15 protein-coding genes and 1 pseudogene are annotated in these 18,137 nt (G+C 63.4%); 10 read left to right on the plus strand and 6 right to left on the minus strand.

All coding sequences use genetic code 11. The annotated features are described in order from the left end of the window. Positions 1 to 129 precede the first annotated feature (129 nt). A complete protein-coding gene (locus tag AB4061_RS03970; RefSeq protein WP_441631097.1) occupies positions 130 to 1,203 on the minus strand; it encodes an alkene reductase in 1,074 nt (357 codons plus the stop codon). Between the two features lie 101 nt (positions 1,204 to 1,304). On the opposite strand from AB4061_RS03970, the gene AB4061_RS03975 reads away from it, so the two are divergent. Both AB4061_RS03975 and AB4061_RS03980 read left to right on the plus strand, forming a co-directional pair. Next, positions 1,305 to 2,177 carry a LysR family transcriptional regulator gene (locus AB4061_RS03975; protein ID WP_441631099.1) on the plus strand — a complete coding sequence of 291 codons (873 nt, stop codon included), beginning with the start codon at positions 1,305 to 1,307 and terminating at the stop codon, positions 2,175 to 2,177. A 151-nt stretch (positions 2,178 to 2,328) separates the two neighbouring features. Then, positions 2,329 to 2,652, plus strand: a complete 324-nt coding sequence (locus AB4061_RS03980) for a hypothetical protein (protein WP_441631101.1) — start codon at positions 2,329 to 2,331, stop codon at positions 2,650 to 2,652. 107 nt (positions 2,653 to 2,759) lie between these two features. Here AB4061_RS03980 and AB4061_RS03985 read toward each other — a convergent pair whose 3' ends face one another. Together AB4061_RS03985 and AB4061_RS03990 are read right to left on the minus strand one after the other, a co-directional pair. After that, entirely contained in the window at positions 2,760 to 3,611 is an 852-nt protein-coding gene (locus AB4061_RS03985) for an aldo/keto reductase (RefSeq protein WP_441631103.1), read from the minus strand. A gap of 57 nt (positions 3,612 to 3,668) precedes the next feature. Then, the gene (locus tag AB4061_RS03990; protein ID WP_441631105.1) at positions 3,669 to 4,484 is read right to left on the minus strand and encodes a (R)-mandelonitrile lyase; all 816 of its coding nucleotides are present in this window, start codon (positions 4,482 to 4,484) and stop codon (positions 3,669 to 3,671) included. Between the two features lie 209 nt (positions 4,485 to 4,693). Between AB4061_RS03990 and AB4061_RS03995 the strand changes: the two genes are divergently transcribed. Then, positions 4,694 to 5,668: a LysR family transcriptional regulator gene (locus AB4061_RS03995; RefSeq protein ID WP_441631107.1), complete on the plus strand. Its 975-nt coding sequence runs from the start codon at positions 4,694 to 4,696 to the stop codon at positions 5,666 to 5,668. A gap of 46 nt (positions 5,669 to 5,714) precedes the next feature. Here AB4061_RS03995 and AB4061_RS04000 read toward each other — a convergent pair whose 3' ends face one another. After that, entirely contained in the window at positions 5,715 to 6,734 is a 1,020-nt protein-coding gene (locus tag AB4061_RS04000) for a helix-turn-helix domain-containing protein (RefSeq protein WP_441631109.1), read from the minus strand. A gap of 192 nt (positions 6,735 to 6,926) precedes the next feature. Between AB4061_RS04000 and AB4061_RS04005 the strand changes: the two genes are divergently transcribed. Next, positions 6,927 to 9,338: an acylase gene (locus tag AB4061_RS04005; protein WP_441631111.1), complete on the plus strand. Its 2,412-nt coding sequence runs from the start codon at positions 6,927 to 6,929 to the stop codon at positions 9,336 to 9,338. Between the two features lie 202 nt (positions 9,339 to 9,540). Here AB4061_RS04005 and AB4061_RS04010 read toward each other — a convergent pair whose 3' ends face one another. Further along, entirely contained in the window at positions 9,541 to 10,359 is an 819-nt protein-coding gene (locus tag AB4061_RS04010) for a hypothetical protein (protein WP_441631113.1), read from the minus strand. Between the two features lie 274 nt (positions 10,360 to 10,633). Between AB4061_RS04010 and AB4061_RS04015 the strand changes: the two genes are divergently transcribed. From AB4061_RS04015 to AB4061_RS04040, 6 genes and pseudogenes are all read left to right on the plus strand, one after another. After that, complete coding sequence (locus AB4061_RS04015) at positions 10,634 to 11,779, plus strand: GGDEF domain-containing protein (RefSeq protein ID WP_441631115.1); 1,146 nt, start codon at positions 10,634 to 10,636, stop codon at positions 11,777 to 11,779. Positions 11,780 to 12,530: 751 nt separating this feature from the next. Then, a complete protein-coding gene (gene ltrA / locus AB4061_RS04020; protein WP_441631116.1) occupies positions 12,531 to 13,787 on the plus strand; it encodes a group II intron reverse transcriptase/maturase in 1,257 nt (418 codons plus the stop codon). A 313-nt stretch (positions 13,788 to 14,100) separates the two neighbouring features. Continuing rightward, positions 14,101 to 14,586, plus strand: a complete 486-nt coding sequence (locus AB4061_RS04025; RefSeq protein ID WP_441631118.1) for a SixA phosphatase family protein — start codon at positions 14,101 to 14,103, stop codon at positions 14,584 to 14,586. A gap of 377 nt (positions 14,587 to 14,963) precedes the next feature. After that, positions 14,964 to 15,068, plus strand: a pseudogene (locus tag AB4061_RS04030) (IS110 family transposase); the annotation flags it as partial. Positions 15,069 to 15,415: 347 nt separating this feature from the next. Next, positions 15,416 to 16,102: a methyl-accepting chemotaxis protein gene (locus tag AB4061_RS04035; protein WP_441631120.1), complete on the plus strand. Its 687-nt coding sequence runs from the start codon at positions 15,416 to 15,418 to the stop codon at positions 16,100 to 16,102. Between the two features lie 13 nt (positions 16,103 to 16,115). Beyond that, positions 16,116 to 16,910 (plus strand): type IV pili methyl-accepting chemotaxis transducer N-terminal domain-containing protein, encoded by a 795-nt coding sequence (locus AB4061_RS04040; protein ID WP_441631122.1) that lies wholly within the window; start codon positions 16,116 to 16,118, stop codon positions 16,908 to 16,910. A 301-nt stretch (positions 16,911 to 17,211) separates the two neighbouring features. On the opposite strand, the gene AB4061_RS04045 is transcribed toward AB4061_RS04040, so the two are convergent. Then, on the minus strand, positions 17,212 to 18,120 hold the full coding sequence (locus AB4061_RS04045) for a transcriptional regulator (protein WP_441631123.1): 909 nt from the start codon (positions 18,118 to 18,120) through the stop codon (positions 17,212 to 17,214). Positions 18,121 to 18,137 lie beyond the last annotated feature (17 nt).

Consider the following 18,137-nt stretch of genomic DNA (forward strand, 5'->3'; position numbering starts at 1 on the left):
TCGCAGGCTTGCTCAGCTAGCCGGCATTCAATGCGCGGCCGGGCCGGCGAAGGATGACGCCGAGGGCGGCATACACGCTCGGGCGGGTTGGTGGGCGGCCGATGTCGGCCGGCACACGTTGTGGTGGCCTCAGGCTCCTTGGGCTTCGCTCAAGGTCGGGTAGTCGGTGTAGCCCTGCGCCGTGCCGCCGAAGAAGGCACTGTGCCGAGCTTCGTTCATCGGCGCATTGGTCTTCAGCCGGGCGACGAAATCCGGGTTCGCAAGAACCATCTGGCCGTAGGCTTCCAGGTCGGCCAGCCCCGATGCCACGTCGGCCCCGATCTGGTCACGCGGGCGGCTCGGCCGGTTCAGGATCAGCGTGCCCTTCCAGAGCTTGCGGATGTCGGCCAGCAGCGGCTCGTTGCCCTGGTGCAGGATGTGCACGTAGGCCAGGCCCAGCTTGTCGAGTTCGGCGACCAGGTGGCGGTACAGATCCGGCCCTTCGGCGCCTTCGTCGATACCCCACAGGGTCGTGCCGGGCGACAGGCGAATCGCGGTCCTGTCCGCACCGATTTCCTCGGCAATCGCGGCGGCGACTTCGAGGGCGAAGCGGGCGCGGTTCTTGATCGAACCGCCGTACTCGTCGGTGCGTGTGTTTGCGCTCGGTGCGAGGAACTGCTGGATCAGGTAGGCGTTTGCAGCGTGGATCTCCACGCCGTCGGCGCCGGCCTCGACCGCGCGGCGCGCCGCATGGCGGAAATCCTGAACGGTCTGGTGCACTTCCTGGGTGGTCAGCGCACGCGGCACGGGAATGTCCTGCATGCCCTTGGCCGTGAACATCTGCGTGCCCGGGGCAATGGCCGACGGTGCGACGCCCTGGCGATGATGTGGCGTGTTGTCCGGGTGCGACATGCGTCCGGCGTGCATGAGCTGGATGAAGAGGTGGCCACCCTTGGCATGCACGGCGTCAGTGGTCTTCTTCCAGCCGGCGACGTGCGCATTGGTGTAGATGCCCGGCGTGGTCAGGTAGCCCTGTCCATCGTCCGAGGGTTGGGTGCCTTCGGCGACGATCAGGCCGGCGCTGGCGCGCTGGGCGTAATACTCGGCAGCCAGTTCTCCCGGCGTGCCGTCGAATTGGGCACGGCTGCGGGTCATCGGTGCCATGACCAGGCGGTTTTGCAGGGTGTGGCGGCCGACACGGACGGGGTCGAACAGTTTGCTCATGATGGAATCCTCAGAAGGTAGTGGAGGCATCATCGCCTGCTTCTCACGCGGGATAAATATGGTAATTTGGAGAGCATTGATCCATTGATGGAGCAACGAGCATGGAGCTGTTGAACGACATGGCCTTGTTCGTGGAGGTCGTCAAAGCCAAGGGCTTTCGTAGTGCCGCGGAGGTGATGGGCGTGCCGAACTCGACACTGTCGCGGCGAATCAGCGCGTTGGAGAAAGCGATCGGGCTGCGCCTGCTGCATCGCACGACACGCAAGATCGAATTGACCGAAGCCGGCCAGATTTACTTCGAGCGATGCAAGCGCATCGTCGATGAAGCCCGGCTGGCACACGAGCAGCTCGGCGACATGCTTGCCCAGCCCAGCGGTGTGCTGCGGGCATCGTTGCCGGTGGATTTCGCAGTCACCTACCTGGCGCCTTTGATCGCCGAGTTTGCCGGCCTCTATCCCGGCATCACTTTCGATTTCGACCTGACTCCGCGACGGGTCGATCTGGTCAGCGAGCCTTTCGATGTGGCTATCCGCATGGGGGAGTCCGAAAACTCGCAACTGATCGCACGCGCGTTGGCCTCGCTCACGCCTTGCCTCTACGCCTCGCCTGGCTACCTTGAGCGGTCGGGCGAGCCAAACAAGCCCGCCGACCTGGATCGGCACGAGTGCTTGAGCATCCTGAAGGCGGGTTCGTGGACGTTGCGCGACGGGAGGCGAAGCGTCACGGTGTCGGTGGGCGGGCGGTTCATGCTCAACAGCGTTGGCATGAGCCGCCGCCTGGCAACGCTCGATATGGGCATCGTGCTGATGCCGGAGGAAGTCGTGGCTGATGAACTGGCCAGCGGAAAGCTACGTCGCATCATGCCGGAATGGCACGGCACGCCAATGCCCGTTTATGCCATGACCGAAACCCGTCTGCTGCCGGCTAAAACGCAGCGCTTCATCGAGTTCCTTCGGGAGCGTTTAGGGCAGTAGCTCGGCCGCTGGATCGGACGGCCACAACCAAATCAGGCCGTTCAAGGGAGGCTACAATCGTGACGCGCCGGCCCGGCCCCTGCCGAATTGAGCTTGCGCCGGACTAAACTGCCGCGCACTGTGTCCCGGCCACAGCAAACGAGCAAAGAAAATGGATGCAGCTACATTCGTGGGAAACTGGGTAGACCTCAAAAGCGATCTCCTTTCCGTCTTTATGGACGAACAAGGCGAGAACGTCATCGCTACGCAGATTCGGAATATGGCGCTGACGGTGGACCAGACCGAGCAGCTTCGTAACGTGCTCGATGGGGTTTTGCGAGACGCCATGTACAGCCTGCTTCTCGGACTCGATGGCGCGTCTAGCATAGGGCGCGATCAGCAAGTTTTCCAGATTCTGGATGAGCGAGGAATCGCTGTCTCCTCCTGTGGCGAGCTTGAAGCGGAGGCGTGGAAGCGGTTTCACGCCGTGCCATAGGTTGCAGGTTGATCCGTTTTCACTGCCTTGGCGCCGAGGGACGGTGCCCAACCCAGGATATGCGGTTTCGTCCATCGCGCCCAGCGCTTCGAAGCATGCCAGCGCGCTCAGAGGCCGAGCCGGCGCTCGCTCATCCACTTGACGATCGCCGGATCGCGATGCGAGAAGAAGCTGCTCGTGCCGGTTTCGAGCTGTGAGATGGCCTGCATGTCGTCTTCCGACAATGCGAAGTCAAAGACGGCGAGATTCTCCTCCATGCGCTCCCTGCGCACAGACTTCGCCAGGGCCACGATGTCCCGCTGGACCAGCCAACGCAGCACCACCTGGCCTACGGTCTTGCCGTGGCGCGCCGCGACGGTAAGCAGATGCTCGTTCTGGAAGAGATTGTTTCGGCCTTCGGCGAACGGCGCCCAGGCCTCTGGCCGCACGCCAAGCCCGCGCATGAAATCCACGCTTTCCGTTTGCTGGTGGAAAGGGTTGACTTCGATCTGGTTGACAGCCGGCGCAACCTCATTGAATGCCTGGATGTCCATCAGCCGATCCGGCTGGAAGTTGCTCAGCCCGATCGCACGCAGCTTGCCGGCTCGATACGCCTCTTCCATCGCCCGCCACGAGCCGTGCACGTCCGAGTACGGTTGGTGGATCAGGTACAGGTCCAGATAATCCAAACCTAGCCGGGCCAGCGACTTGTCGATGGCGGCGCGCGTGTGCAGGTAGCCCGCATCCTCGACCCACAGCTTGCTGGTCACAAATAGCTGGTCACGCGGCACCCCGCAGCGCTTCAGCCCGCGACCGACTGCTTCTTCGTTGCGATAGGACGCCGCGGTGTCGATCAGGCGATAGCCGGCCTGCACGGCATCGACGACACAGCGTTCGCATTCAGCCGCATCGGCGATCTGGAAAACGCCGTAGCCGAGGATCGGCATCTTGATGCCGTTGTTCAGGGTGACTTCTTGCATGGTTGGCTCCTTCCTGGGGAATGGGGCAGGTATGACAGGACACCTGCGAATGGCCCTTCACTGCGGCTTCGTGTTGAAGACTTCCCGCGCGATACCTGCTGCCGTCACGGCGCTGGGCCAGCCAGCATAGAAGGCCAGGTGGGTCAGCGTCTCGACAAGTTCGGCCTCGGTGACGCCGTTGCGCCGGGCCAGCGCCATATGCGAGCGCAGCTGTTCCGGGCGGTTCATCGCGATCAGTACACTCACGGTGACCAGGCTGCGGTCGCGCGGCGACAGGCCGGGCCGAGCCCAGACGTCTCCAAACAGCACATCGTCAGTCAGTTGCGCCAGCTTGGGCGCCACGTCGCCGAAGCGCCGCTGCGCTACCGAGGGCTGCGAAGCATCTTGTGCCGCCGGCTTGGCGGCGGCCGCGCCGTACTGCTCGTCGCTGACCTGTTCCAGCCAGTTCACGGTCATCCCTTCCTGCGCTTCCTGGATCGCGATGTGCGTCATTGCGCTGTTCGGCGCCGCGCCGTGCCAGTGTTTCGTATTGGGCGGGATGCGCACGACGTCGCCGGGCCGTATCTCTTCGACTGGCCCACCCCAGCGCTGGACGCGGCCAACGCCGGAGGTGACGATGAGCGTCTGGCCAAGCGGATGCGTGTGCCACGCGGTGCGGGCACCAGGCGAGAAGGTCACCTCGCCTGCCGACGTGCGGCCCGGCCCGACGGGCGCGAACAACATCTCGACCTGGACCGGACCCGTGAAGTTCTGCGTCGGCGCTGTCTGGGGCTGGCGCGAACCCGCGCGTGAAATCTGCAGATCCGGTTCTGCCGCATTGGCGGAATGCAGCATCGACAGCGCGAGGGTGGCAATGACCATGGATTTCATCATGTTCTCGTGACCTCCTGCGCTGGTCGTCCTACGCGTGCTTGCAACGCTGCGAGATAGCGATTGCCATGGCCCTTGTTCATGGTGTTCTCCCGCCGATAAGTCCGATGCCGGCAACTTTAAAGCGTGCTGTCTCAAGCCGCTAGGCCGTTCCGGCTTGCATCAGTGACAAGGAAAACTTGATAATGGAGGGCGATTTCCTGGGGAGCATCATGCCGATCAACGAATTCAGAGCCATCTCCATGTTCGCCAAGGCGATCGAATTGGGAAGCATCCGGCGGGCGGCGCAAGCACAGGGGGTCACGCCGCAGGCGGCCAGCCAGGCAATCGCACAGTTGGAGCAGCACCTTGGCGTTCGGCTCCTGCACCGCACGACACGCAACCTGGCGCTCACCGAAGAAGGGCAGCGCTTGCTCGAGAACACCCAGCCGGCAATCGCGGCGCTGGACAGGGCACTTGCCATGGCCCGCGAAGCCAAGGATGACATCGCCGGACCGCTGCGCATCGTGGGCCCGAAATCATCATTCGCGCCAATTCTCATGCCGCTGCTCGAGGAGTTCTGCCGGGCTTACCCCGGCATTCAGCCCGACGTCCAGCTTGACGATGGCATTGGCAACTGGGTGCTGGACCGTGTGGATGTCGGTTTCAGGATAGGCGCTTCGCCGAGCGAGGGCGTGATCGGCCGGCAGTTGTTCCCGATCCAGATGATCGTGTGCGCCGCCCCGGCCTACCTGGCGACATATGGCGTTCCCGCCACGCCGGACGATTTGGTGACCCACCGATGCAGTGTTTATCGCCACCCGGCAACCGGCACGGTGGCGCCGTGGTACTTGACTGTCGATGGCAAGTTCGAGCGTCGGCCGATGTCCCCGGCATTCTCGACCAACGACTCCGAACTCGAATTGCAGGCGGTACTGTCTGGCCAAGCGATCGGCCAGCTCGCCAATTTCTCCGCGGCGGCACACATCCGCGCCGGCAGGCTGGTACCGGTCCTACTCCCGCACATCAGCGCGCACATCGGGCTGCATATCTACTACGGAAGCCGCTCCGCACAGCCCAGGCGCGTGCGACTGTTTCTGGATCTCGCGATTTCCCGCTTGCTGGATTCTCCTCAATTCGTGCTGTCGGCAAAAGAACTTGGGGCGGCCTTGCAGGGCTGGCGGCAGGTGCAACGGCTGGGGAAATGAAAGCGCAAGCTGGCTTGGTGCCGCCTGAGGCGCCTGTCCATGGCATTCACCCCGCCCGCAATTCCGCGCGCACCGAATGCGCGCGCCGATGCGCGCCCGGTGTCTGGCCGGTATGGCGGCGCACCAGGTTGCGGAAGGCGGACATATCCTGGTAGCCGCATTGTTCGGCAATGGCGGTCAGGCTGAGCGTGGAGACTTCCAGCAGATGGCAGGCGCGCTCAGCCCGCAATCGGTGCAGGAACTGCAGCGGCGACATGCCTACGGTCTTCATGAAATGCCGCAGCAGTGTGCGTTCGCTGGTGGACGCCACTGCTGCCAGCCGGGGCAGGTCATAGGGCTCGGCCAGGTGCTGCTGCAGGTAGCGGCGCGCGCGCAGCGCCACGCTGAGGCGCGGGGCATCGGCGGCGGTCTTCAGCCAGATGTTGACGGCCTCGCCGCGCTCGGGCTGGTCCAGCAAGGCGTTGCCCAGCGTGCGGGCCAGGGCGCTACCAGCGGTATGTGCCACCGCCTGCAGCAACAGCGCATGCATGCGATCCAGCGCGCGGGAACTGAGCAGGTTGCCGCTCTTGACCACTGGCTGGTCGGCCTGCAAGCGTCGCCCGGGTTCGCACAGCTGCATCCAGTTGGCAATCAGCCACGGCACCGCCAGCTTGCGCTGCGGCGGCAAATCCATGGCTACCAGAAGCGCCACTGCCGTAAACGGAGCCACCACCAGCGCGCCGCGCGTAGCAGCTGCCGCGATGGCGGCGCGTTCGCGGTCCAATAGTGACAGCATATGCTCGAGCCCGGCGATGTGATCAAACAGCGGTGGCGCGATCACCACCATGGCGTCCTTGCCTGCGCCGGCCAACTCTTCCAGCGGCACGCACGTGCAGCGCAGCACGCTGGCCAGCGCCTGCCAGCGTTGCGGCTCGGCTACCGCCAGCCGCCAGCGGAAGGGCGCCGCCGTGCCGCGCCGCCGCCTTTGCATTGAGGCCAGCGTGTTGGCAATGTCCAGCATGTCGACCGCGGTGGATAGAGCGGAGACAACGGCCGAGGGGTAGCACAGCAGATAGACGTCCGACATGGCGCGGTGGGTTGTGGTTGGAAAGGTGCCGACCCGATGGCGGGAATGCCACCAATTGTGGCGGAATCCGCTCTACCTGTCACGGCCCCGATGCCCGACCATGTCAGCGGCACCATGGCGCGTCGCCTTTTGACGCGCAACGTTCCATGGGCCCACAGACACAAGAACACACAAGAACGAGGAGACAACACAATGAAGCAACGCATCGTGCGCGGCGCGACCGCACTTGGCGGCGCCGTGCTGGCGGCCGCCACCCTGGGCGGCTGCGCCACCGCAGGCAGCGACAGCGCCAACTGGAGCGAGGGCGGACTCAACGCCGAGATCCGCCGCACCGCCTATGGCATTCCCCATATCAAGGCCAACGACTACGCCAGCCTGGCCTTTGGCATGGGCTACGCATACGCGCAGGACAACGTCTGCCTGATGGCCGACCAGGTCGTCACGGTCAGCGGCGACCGCTCGCGCGTGTTCGGCCCCGACGAAAGTACCGAGGTGTCGTTCAAGCGCATCAAAAACAGCGAATCCGACCCATTCTTCCGCGCCATCATCGATGACGACGCCCTGCGCGCCGGCTACGCGCAGGCCACGCCAGAGGCGCGCGAACTGCTGCGCGGCTATATCGCCGGCTACAACCGCTACCTGCGCGATACCCCGCCGGCCCAACGCCCGGCTGGCTGCCGCAACGCTGACTGGGTGCGGCCCGTCACCGCCATCGACTTGTTCCGCCTGGCCGAGGAGAAGAGCATCCAGGCCAGCGCCGGTGCGCTGGCAGCGGGCATTGTCGCCGCCGTGCCGCCCCGGGCTGCGGGCGGTGCCAAGACCGCGCGGCAGGCGGGGGCGCTGGACGTAGCCAGCATCGACTTCGAAGCCGTCAACAACGACCTGCAGCTGCTGGATCCGCCGATCGGCAGCAACGGCTGGGCCTTTGGCAAGGAAGCCACCACCAATGGGCGCGGCCTGCTGCTGGGAAATCCGCATTTTCCGTGGACCACCACCAATCGCTTTTTTGAAGCGCACCTGACCATACCGGGCAAGCTGGACGTCATGGGTGCGTCCATTGCCTCGTTCCCCATCATCAGCATCGGCTTCAACAAGGACGTGGCCTGGACGCACACCGTGTCCACCGCCCGCCGCTTCACGCTGTATGAACTGAAACTGGCCGAAGGCGACCCCACCACCTACCTGGTGGACGGCGCGCCGCGCAAGATGACCCCACGCACCGTCAGTTATGCGGCAAAACTGCCCGACGGCCGTACCGAGCAGCGCTCGCACACCTTCTACATGACCGAATACGGCCCGGTGCTGTCCATGCCAGCGGCCGGCCTGCCGTGGTCCGCGCAAAAGGCCTACGCGCTGCGCGACGCCAACCGCAACAACACGCGTTCGGTCGACACCTGGCTTGACATCGGCCGCGCGCGCGACGTGGCTGGCATCCGCACCGCCATTGGCCGCCTGGGCATTCCGTGGGTCAACACCATTGCCACTGACCGTGAAGGCCGCGCCATGTTTGCCGATGTATCGGTCGCGCCCAACGTATCGGCCGACATGCTCAAGCAATGCGCGCCGGCCGGCGACAGCGCCGCGCTGGCCGCCAAGCTGATGCAGGGCACCGGCATGGTCCTGCTGGACGGCACGCGGGCTAGCTGCAACTGGACGGTGGACGCGGCATCGCCGGTACCGGGGCTGGTCGCGCCAAACGCCATGCCCGTGCTGCTACGCGATGACTATGTCGCCAACAGCAATGACAGTTCGTGGCTGTCCAACCCCAGCCAGAAGCTGACCGGTTTCTCACCGGTGCTGGGTTCCACCGAAGTTGCGCAACGCCTGCGCACGCGCGTTGGCCTGATGGAAATCGGCCGCCGCCTCGCGGGGGAGGACGGCCTGCCCGGGAACCGCTTTGACGTGCCCGGCCTGCAGGCCGTGCTGTTCCGCGACCGCAACCTCTCCGGTGAACTCGTGCTGGATGACCTGCTCGATGCCTGCGTCGGTACCAAGGACGCCGACCTGAGCGACGGCTGCGCGGCGCTGCGCAAGTGGGACCGCCACAGCAACCTCGACAGCCGTGCCGCACCGCTGTTCCGCGAGTTCTGGATGCGCGCCAGCAAGATCCCCAAGGTCTACGCCATCGAGTTCAACCCCACCGATCCGGTCAACACGCCACGCGGACTGCGCATGCGCGATGCGTCTGTGCGCACCGAGGTCTTCAAGGCACTGAAGGACGCCGTGCAAGCCATGCGCACTGCCGGCTTTGCACTGGATGCGCCGCTGGGCCAGGTGCAGGCCGCCACGGCGCCAACTGGCCGCATCGCCCTGCACGGCGGTGAGGAATACGAAGGCGTGCTCAACAAGCTGCAAAGCACCCCGGTGTCGGACAAGGGGCTGCAGGTCTACTTCGGGACCAGCTACGTGCAGACCGTAGGCTTTGACGAGCAAGGGCCGGTCGCCGAGGCGCTGCTGGTGTATGGCCAATCCGTAGATCGGCAATCGCCGCACGCCTTTGACCAGATGGCGGAGTACTCCGCCAAGCGGTGGGTGCGGCTGCCGTTCAGCGAGCAGGCCATTGCGGCGGACCCGCAGTTGAAGGTAACGCGGCTGAGCCAGTAAGGCGGCGGCGTTGGGAGCGGGGCCGCCGGCCCCGCTCCGCCATCGATAGGCGATCTGCGTGCGGAGAATGCGTACCTAAAAATTGATGGGCCTTGGTTCAGGCGAGCAGCACTACAACGGCGCGCTCTCGAATAGCGCAAGTCGTGCTTGAGCTAAGGCACCTGTACGCGCCCACCAGATAAGAGTGCCTCACAAGAGTGCCTCACGCAGCCGATAGCCCATCGCGGGCCTCTGCAAGCGCAATCGTCAAGTGCTGCACCTTCTTTTTCAACTGGTCGCGCTCTTCTGTGAGTTGCGCAACCAATAGCGTCAGGCGGTGAATGGCAAGTTGATCGGGGGTGGCGTCGCTGGGTGGGGGCGTCGGGTCAGACTTGGGCGGCACGCGGGCCTCGCGCACCTGTCTAGCCACCTGGCGCAGTTCCTTCTTGCCCCCGGCAACGGCCGCCACCTGCCTCTCGCCAGGCAAGGAGGCCACGGCAGCCGCGGCATTGATAGAAATCACCCCCGCCTTTACCGCGCTGACCAATTCGGGCGCAGCCGTCTTCTGGATTTTTTCAATCTGACCCAGCGTCGCACTGCTCACCCGCGCCGTGCGCGCAACAGCCTCGCGAGTCAGCACTGGACCGGCCCCGGATTGCGTGGCGACTTCAGCCCCGGCAGGCTCTGCGGAGCCCTGCTGGGCTTGCGCTTGCGCCAGACGCGCGGATACGATTTCCTTCTTTCGCAATGCGAGTACGCCTCGTTGGAAATCCGATACGCTGCGCCGCCCGAGGTGATTGTCGATCATCCACAGGTGCACATCGTCCATGGACTTGAACGTCTGGTTTTGTACCGTATTGAAAGGGACTCCGTGCTTCTGGCAGATGCTGTAGCGGTTGTGTCCGTCCACCAGGAGATCGCCCCACAACACCAGTGCGTCGCGGCACCCTTCCGTGAGTAAGCTGCGTTCTAGTGCCGCGTATTCGTCTTCTGTAAGTGGATCGATATAGGCACGGAGGTCTTCGTTGATAGTGATCGTCATGGGTCAAGCGAAAATGGTAGGACAGTAGTGTACACACTGCTTGCCTTACCAGGCGTCGGCCGACCTGGCGGCTGGGCGGCTGGGCGGTGGCTAACCGCCGGTACAATGTGCGCACAGTGCCATGTGCACAAATCGTTGTACCTGAACCAGAGCTAACTGGAACGTCTGTGGAGAAACCGCCAGCTTGAACGGGCACCCTGACATGACCGCATTTCCTAACGGCATCCCGACCGGTCAACGACCACGGTCAAATCTGTATCTCCACGGCTGACCCATGCTAAACCTGGACCTGCGCTCCATGTCGGCGATGACGGGGATGATCAATATCGCCCTGGGCATCGTCCTGCTGGCCTTTCGCCGCGCCTATCCTGCCTCCATCAAAGGGTTGCTACCCTGGGCGCTGGCACCGCTGCTTTGTGCGCTTTCCACCGCGTTCTATGCGATGGACGGGCAGTGGCCGGCCGTGCTCGTCGCACTTGGCGGCAACGCGCTGCTGCTCTCGGGCTGCGCACTGTTCTACTTCGGCAGCCAGCGCTTCTACGGGGTGCCCTGCACCTGGAAAAGCTGGCTCGCCCTGGGCATTGGCTGCCTGGCTGGCATTACCTGGTTCCTGCTGGTCCATCCCGACTACCGGATCCGCGTGTTGCTGCTGACCTCGGTGCTGGCGGCAATATGCCTGACCCATGCGCGGCTGACCTGGCAGCACGGCCGGAGTTTTGCGCCGCGTTTCATGGCGGTTGTCCTCGCTTTCCAGGGGCTGGCCTTGCTGATGCGGGCAGCGACGACGCTGTTCCAGGATGCCGCCGATACTTCGCGGTTTGCCCCTTCGGCTATTCAGACCGCGTACCTTGCAGCGTATTGCTTCGCGTCGCTCTTCGTCTGCCTTGGGCTGCTTCTGACTGTGAGCGAGCGGTTACGTGCGCAGTTCGAGTACCTGGCGCAACGCGATGACCTGACGGGCGTATTGAGCCGCCGCGCCGTGCTGCAAGCAGGAAGCATTGAGCTGAAGAACCGGCGCGGCGGCGGCCAGCCACTGTCGTTGCTGCTGATGGATATCGACCACTTCAAGCGTATCAACGACCAGCACGGACACCTGGTGGGTGACCGCGTGCTGGCGCATTTCGCGCAAATCGTAGGGCGGGCACTGCGCCACACGGACCATCTCGGCCGTTTTGGCGGCGAAGAGTTTGTCGTGCTGCTGCCGCATACGGGCATGGAGACCGCGCTCGCCATGGCCGAGCGCGTGCGGCACGCAGTCGAGCAGCAATCGGCCATCTCGGGGCAGCCCGCCTGCACGGCAAGCCTGGGGCTGGCCAGCATCGAGGCCGGGGAAGCGACTCTTGACGAATTGCTGGCACGGGCCGATTCGGCGCTGTATCGCGCCAAGGGGGAAGGGCGCAATCGTGTTGAGGCAGGCTAAGCCGCGACGCCCTCAATGCCGCGGGCGCGGGTGACTTGCCCCCGATGGCCAGTACGCTGGAGTGGGATTTTTTGGGGCTTCGCCGATTGACGGCAAGGGGACTCATGCCCGTCTGCTTGGGCGGTGGTGCTAGCGGATGGTGTTGGCTGACTGTCTCAACACAACGTTTTAACATAACCTCTAGCGGCCAAGCGGTAATGTCCGGTTCTGGCGTGCGCCGTGCAAAGGCGGCGCTTTTCCAGTGGGTGTAAGCCCCACCCGGCAATCCGCTCCAGCCGGAAGCAACCGGAGCAGCTATGGAGGTAACGAAATGGCTGAAGCCTTCGGGTAAGCGTGTCACGAAATACGGTGACAGCGCAAGTGTGCAGGCCGTAACGTGAGTGAACGCTGAGCAAGCCTCGAAAAGGACGATGCGCAGGCCGACCCGACAGCCATATCGGGGAAGGCTGACACGACTGGATGGATGAGCGAAGCAGTACCGCCAGTCGCTGCGCCGGGGTAGTGGCGACAGCATGTACACAAGGAAAGGGCACGCAACACGGGAAGCCCCATGGCGCGGTCAGGGATGATCAACCGGACGCCCGCGAGGGACAGGCCGGGCGCCGTGGGGTGGCGGAGAGGCTCGTAGTACCGTGGAAGCCGGGTAATGCCGGTGGAGGAAAGGGGCCTCAGTTCAAGACAGACGCAAGACGTAGTGAGGGACAGGAGATTGGGCAACCTATCAACTCCGATTAGTGTTCAGAAGCTGCAGATGGCGTTACACGCGAAAGCGAAGGCAGAAGCCGGTTATCGCTTCTATGCCCTATATGACAAGATCAGCCGCGACGACATTCTGGCTCACGCCTACGCCCAGTGCCGCTCCAACAAGGGCGCGCCGGGTGTGGATGGTCAGGACTTCGCGGATGTCGAAGCGTACGGGGTTGAGCGGTGGCTCGGCGAACTGGCGCTTGCGCTCAGAGAGGAGACTTACCGACCGGACCCTATCCGAAGAGTGTTCATCCCGAAAGCCAATGGCAAACTGCGGCCACTGGGCATCTCGACCTTGCGGGATCGGGTGTGTATGACAGCAGCGATGCTGGCGCTCGATCCGATCTTCGAGGCCGACCTTCCACCAGAGCAGTACGCCTATCGCCCGGGCCGCAATGCCCAGCAAGCGGTAGTTGAAGTGGAAGAGCGGCTGCACCGCGGTCACACGGACGTCGTTGACGCCGACCTAGCGGACTACTTCGGCAGCATCCCACACACCGAGCTGATGCAGTCGCTTGCGCGGCGGATCGTTGATCGGCGTGTGCTGCATCTGATCAAGACGTGGCTGGAGTGTGCTGTCGAAGAAGCTGACCCGCGCGGCCGGAAGAAGCGGACGACGGAGGCCAGGGCACCCATCTCACCACTACTGTCGAATCTGTATATGCGTCGATTTGTGCTGGCGTGGAAGAAGCTCGGGCTGGAGCACAGCCTTGGCAGTCGGATCGTGACTTACGCTGATGATCTCGTGATCTTGTGCAAATGCGGCAAGGCTGATGAAGCCCTGTCAGCGATGCGAGCGATCATGGGCAAGCTGAAGCTCACGGTCAACGAGGAGAAGACACGAATCTGTCGGGTTCCGGAAGGCGAGTTCGACTTCCTGGGATACACGTTTGGGCGGAATTACTCGGCAAAGACTGGCCAGCCCCGCATGGGAATGCGGCCGTCGAAGAAGAGTATCCGGCGGATGGTCGAGAAGGTCCATGCGCTGACCGCCCTGAAGACGGGATGGCAAGAGACCACGGCGATGGTGGGCAAGTTGAACCGCATGCTGCGCGGCCGGGCCAACTACTTCAAGGTAGGAACGGTCAGTCGCGCATACCGTGCACTCGACAGCTACGCCGCGACGCGGTTGCGCCGGTGGCTGCGCAACAAATACAAGGTCAGACGACGCAGGGGCGGAAGCTATCCACTCTCGCACCTCTACGGGCACTATGGGCTCGTACGTCTGACCGCGCGCGGGGGTGCAGCCTGGCGAGGGTGAAGGCGTGCAGTCTTGTCCGAGAGCCGGATGCGGGAGATCCGCCCGTCCGGTTCGATGAGGGGGATGTGGAAACGGAACCATGGTCAGGCTATTAGGGCACCGCCAAACGAAAGGGGCGGAAACATCGATGCCTGGACCTACCGTCACCGCGCCACATCTCTACTCTACCAAGTTGTGATGACCAGTTCTGGCGAGTGCGCCGTCGTGGTGCCCCGACCCACAGACCAGGCTACTTGGTTTGGTTTGGCTCAGGTTGAGGGCATGGAGCTGATAATCCTCGCTATCATTAAGGGGCTACCCCCTCGGCTCGATCATGAAAACTCTGTTTCTTGTGCGGCATGCCAGATCGAGTCGCGACGATCCATCCTTGTACGATCGGCAGCGACCCTTGGACGATCGCGGCCGTCATGACGCATCCAAGATGGGCAAACGCCTGGCTGATCGCGGGGTGGAGCCCGATCTGCTCGTGTCGAGCCCGGCGTTGCGTGCGCTGACCACGGCACAACTCATCGCCGACGAGATTGGCTACAAGCGCAAGGACATCGTCATCGATGAACGCCTCTACGCCAGCAGCCCGGACAACTTGCTTGCCGTCATTTGCGCACTCGATGACGGGCTAAGCCGCGTGATGCTCTTCGGCCACAATCCCGAGTTCACCGGCCTTGCGCAGCGGCTATCTGGCACGGTCGTAGACATGGCCACATGCGCCATCGCAGAGTTCTGCTTCGATGCAAAGGCGTGGGTGGATGTCTCGGAGATCGGCCCGACGAAGGTGAGGATGGACGCACCGAAGACATAGCGCAGACTTCGTCGAGGACCCCTTGCCCAAACCAGATCGAGGCGATCGAGTGGCGATTGCATGCGTTGCGTACCCAATTCTCGACGGACCCGGAGCGCACCCGCGAGCAGGTCGCAGTGGTGCAGGAGCCGCCAGCGCCACGGCGCACCGTGAGAGGGGCGCAACGGCTTGGGTATGGGCGGTGGTAAAGGCGCGCTGAGCTCGGGCCACCGAGAGAGGTCATGGCCCCCGCCACGGTGGGCAGACCGATCAGAACGTTGGGTAATCGACTGGAAGGGACTTCCCCGTCCCGAGGCTGCGGCGCAAGCCGCAAGTCGGCATCGAGGTGTCAGGACGGCGTGTTGAAACGCCATCGCGACCACCGGAGCGGACGTCCCATGTCGATGGTTATCGTGGGTATCGATCTGGCCAAAGACGTATTTGCCGTTCATGGGGGCGATGCGGCAGACAAAGCACTTCTCGTCAAGCCGGGCGCTACCCGTGACCAGTAGGCCGTGCCCCGGCGCGCGCGTCGTGATGAGGCATCTGGCACGGGATCGGTGCGCGGTTCGGTCCCGCCGTGCCATTTTCCTGCGCCCGCAGCCTGATGCAGCTTCCGCAAACCATGGCATGGATATTGCGTTGGCGACACACAGGCCAACGGCGGCCTTGAAACAATTTGGCAAGTCGCGATGACACGCTCCGACATGGAGCATCCCGGGCAACGGCGCCCCGAAGCGAAATGATCACGAACCGGACAACCGGTTTGCGGGCATCTCGCTTCGGGGCGCTTTTTCTTTGCCGGTCAGCGCGGTGCGCGTCTGCGTCGACACAACCTGCAAGGCATGGCATGAACGCTTTCTCTACTCAGTCACCCGAGGCCGAAGTGTCCGCCGAAACCATCGGCGGACTGATCAACCTTTCCGGAAGGCAGCGCATGCTGTCGCAACGGATCGTCCTCCAGATATTGCTCGCTTCGCGGGGAGACACTGCCGCGCTCGATATCGCACGCAAGTGCCTGTCAATGTTCGAGTCGGCGCATTCGGATCTCGTAACGGGCAATGCGCGTTTGCCCGGCGCATTCTCCGGCGCTTTGCAGCAACTGTATTTTGGTAGTCCGCGCGCTGACGCGCGTATCCGTGAGTTCATCGCCCAGGTTAGGACAGCGATAGACGCACCGCTAGTGCTGGCCGACACCAGCCGGCGAGCGCCATCCCTCGATGTGCTGGTGGCGCAGGCCACGCCAGTGCTTGAACTGCTGCAGACCGTCACGCAGGCCTACCAGGAGGAGATGCACCGTTGCGAGGTCGCGGTGCGCAAACGCCACACCGATCTTGTCGAGCGGCTCGGCGGTATTTCGATGCAAGCGAACATCGTCGCAATGAATGCGCGCATCTCGGCGGCACGGGCGGGAGAGTACGGCAGGGAATTCGCGGTGATCACGCTGGTGCTTGCGGACATCATCAAGGAGATGGATCAGCTGATCCGACACGTCGTCGGCTCGAGCGACGCGTCCAAAGGCCCAATCAAAGTTTAATGTGGAGACGCCCTTGAAACGTTACGTCTGTTCCTTCTGCTTGATTGCCTGCAGCGTCCTGGCGCTGGCCTTGGCCGGGGCTGCTTCGGCCGAATCGCTAACCATCAACGCGGCGATCAACAAGGCGGGCCGCCAGCGCATGCTGTCTCAGCGCATGGCCAAGGCTTACTGCCAGGCTGGCCTCGGTGTTGAAGTCGAACGTTCGAAGAAGGTCCTCGAACAGTCCGTGGCGCTCTTTGACAAGCAGCTCATGGAGCTGAAGGCGTTCGCGCCCACGCCGGAGATCAAGGACATCTACGCCAGGCTCGAGCAGACCTGGATTCCCTATAAGCAGTTGCTGTCCGGCGGCGATCCGAATCTCGATAGCGCGAAAGCAATCGCAAGAATGAGCGAGGACGTGCTGAAACTTGCGCAACAGGGAACCCTCCTGCTCGAGAAACATTCCGGCACCGTGACGGGTAAGCTGATCAACGTTGCCGGCCGCCAGCGGATGCTCTCGCAGAGAATCGCCAAGATCAGCATGTTCCGCGCCTGGGGCATTAGCTCCCCCCAGATGGCGCAGGATCTGGACACGGCTACCAGGGAATTCGCAGCCGCGCAGGAACTTCTTACCGCAGCACCGCAAAACACAGAGGCAATCCGTCGCGAACTGCAGCTTGCCGGCTCGCAGTGGCTGTTCTTTGAAGAGGCGCTCAATCTGACCGGGGTCAGTCGCGCGGAACAGTTGAGAAACATCGCCACGACCAGCGAGCGTATTCTCCAGGTGATGGACGGCGTCACCAGCCTGTATGAAGGGATGCCCAAGTAGCGTGGGAGCGTGCACGAGCTATGCCAGACGCGCCTTTACAGGCAGCCACGCTTGCAATGCGCTGCCAAGCGCACAGCTTTTCCGCAGCGACGGCAGGTCCATGTTATGACGAGGGTTCGATTCCCTTCACCGCTCCATCGTGACTCTGGCTCATGCCTGGTTCGAGTCACGGCCCAGGGCCACGGGCATTTCCGCAGCCGGAGCCCGCAGCCACGGCAGCCGACGACGCGCTGGACAGGTGGTCCGAACCAGGTTTGTGCTGGGACTTCATCTGGCTGTCTACAGTGAAGGGCCGGTTCTTCTACTGGGGCATGATGCAGGATGCCAAGCCATTTCCGGCGGCCACCCGTGCTTCGTTCAATGCGAGCGCCTCAGTTGTCGGCAAGGCCTTACCTGCGGGCTGCGCAACGAAAGGCGCATCGGATACGCCCAAGCAGGGCGGAAAGTCCGTCGGGAGAAGCCACTTCGCCAAGAAGGTGCCCAGCGCGTCGAGCAGCACGTCGGAACTCAGCCCTTGCGCGCCGCCAAGGCGCGGACTCAGTACCAGCGCGGTCTGATCATGCTCGAAAACCTGCAAGCGCCGCACCAAATCGGCCGGCTGCAGGAGCACGTCGGCTCCCTCCACGTCCTCGAAGCCGAACGCATGCAAATAGTCGCGCGCGTGGCGTTCACCGAGGCACAGTACCACGCGGGGCCGGTACTGGCGGCGCAGCGACGATATGAAGCGAAAGCGCCCACCGAGGCGACACAGGTGTAAATACTCCGACTTGACACCCAGCACCTGCAACTCGCGGAGTACCTTGCTCCAGGGCAATGTGTAATCTGTCCTCTCAGGCAGTGGGAAGAGATTCAGCTTGAATTCCCATCCATTCGGCGCATAGAGATATCGGTCAAAGTACTCCCGTGCATCGATCGGAATGCGCCCCGGAGGCAAGGCGGCTGACCGCGCTGCAGCCAACATCCGTGCGATGCGGTAATGCGACTGCCAGCGCGGCAATAGGTGGGCATGGCGCGAACGGAACTCCCTATCCCATGCCCCGGGTATCGGCTGCCCCTGCAACGCTACCGATATCGGTACGCAGTCAGACAGCGGGGCCACGTCGCACACCCAGATGGCGGCGGCCAGGTTGCCGCCATCCATCCCCGCAAACGACGTAAATGCAAGGTCCAGCTCCGCACGACTAAGTGCGGAGAGTCGAGGTTGCTGCATCCGATTCAAATCCTCAT

It is taken from the genome of Cupriavidus sp. YAF13 (assembly GCF_052113425.1).
Taxonomy (GTDB): Bacteria; Pseudomonadota; Gammaproteobacteria; order Burkholderiales; family Burkholderiaceae; genus Cupriavidus.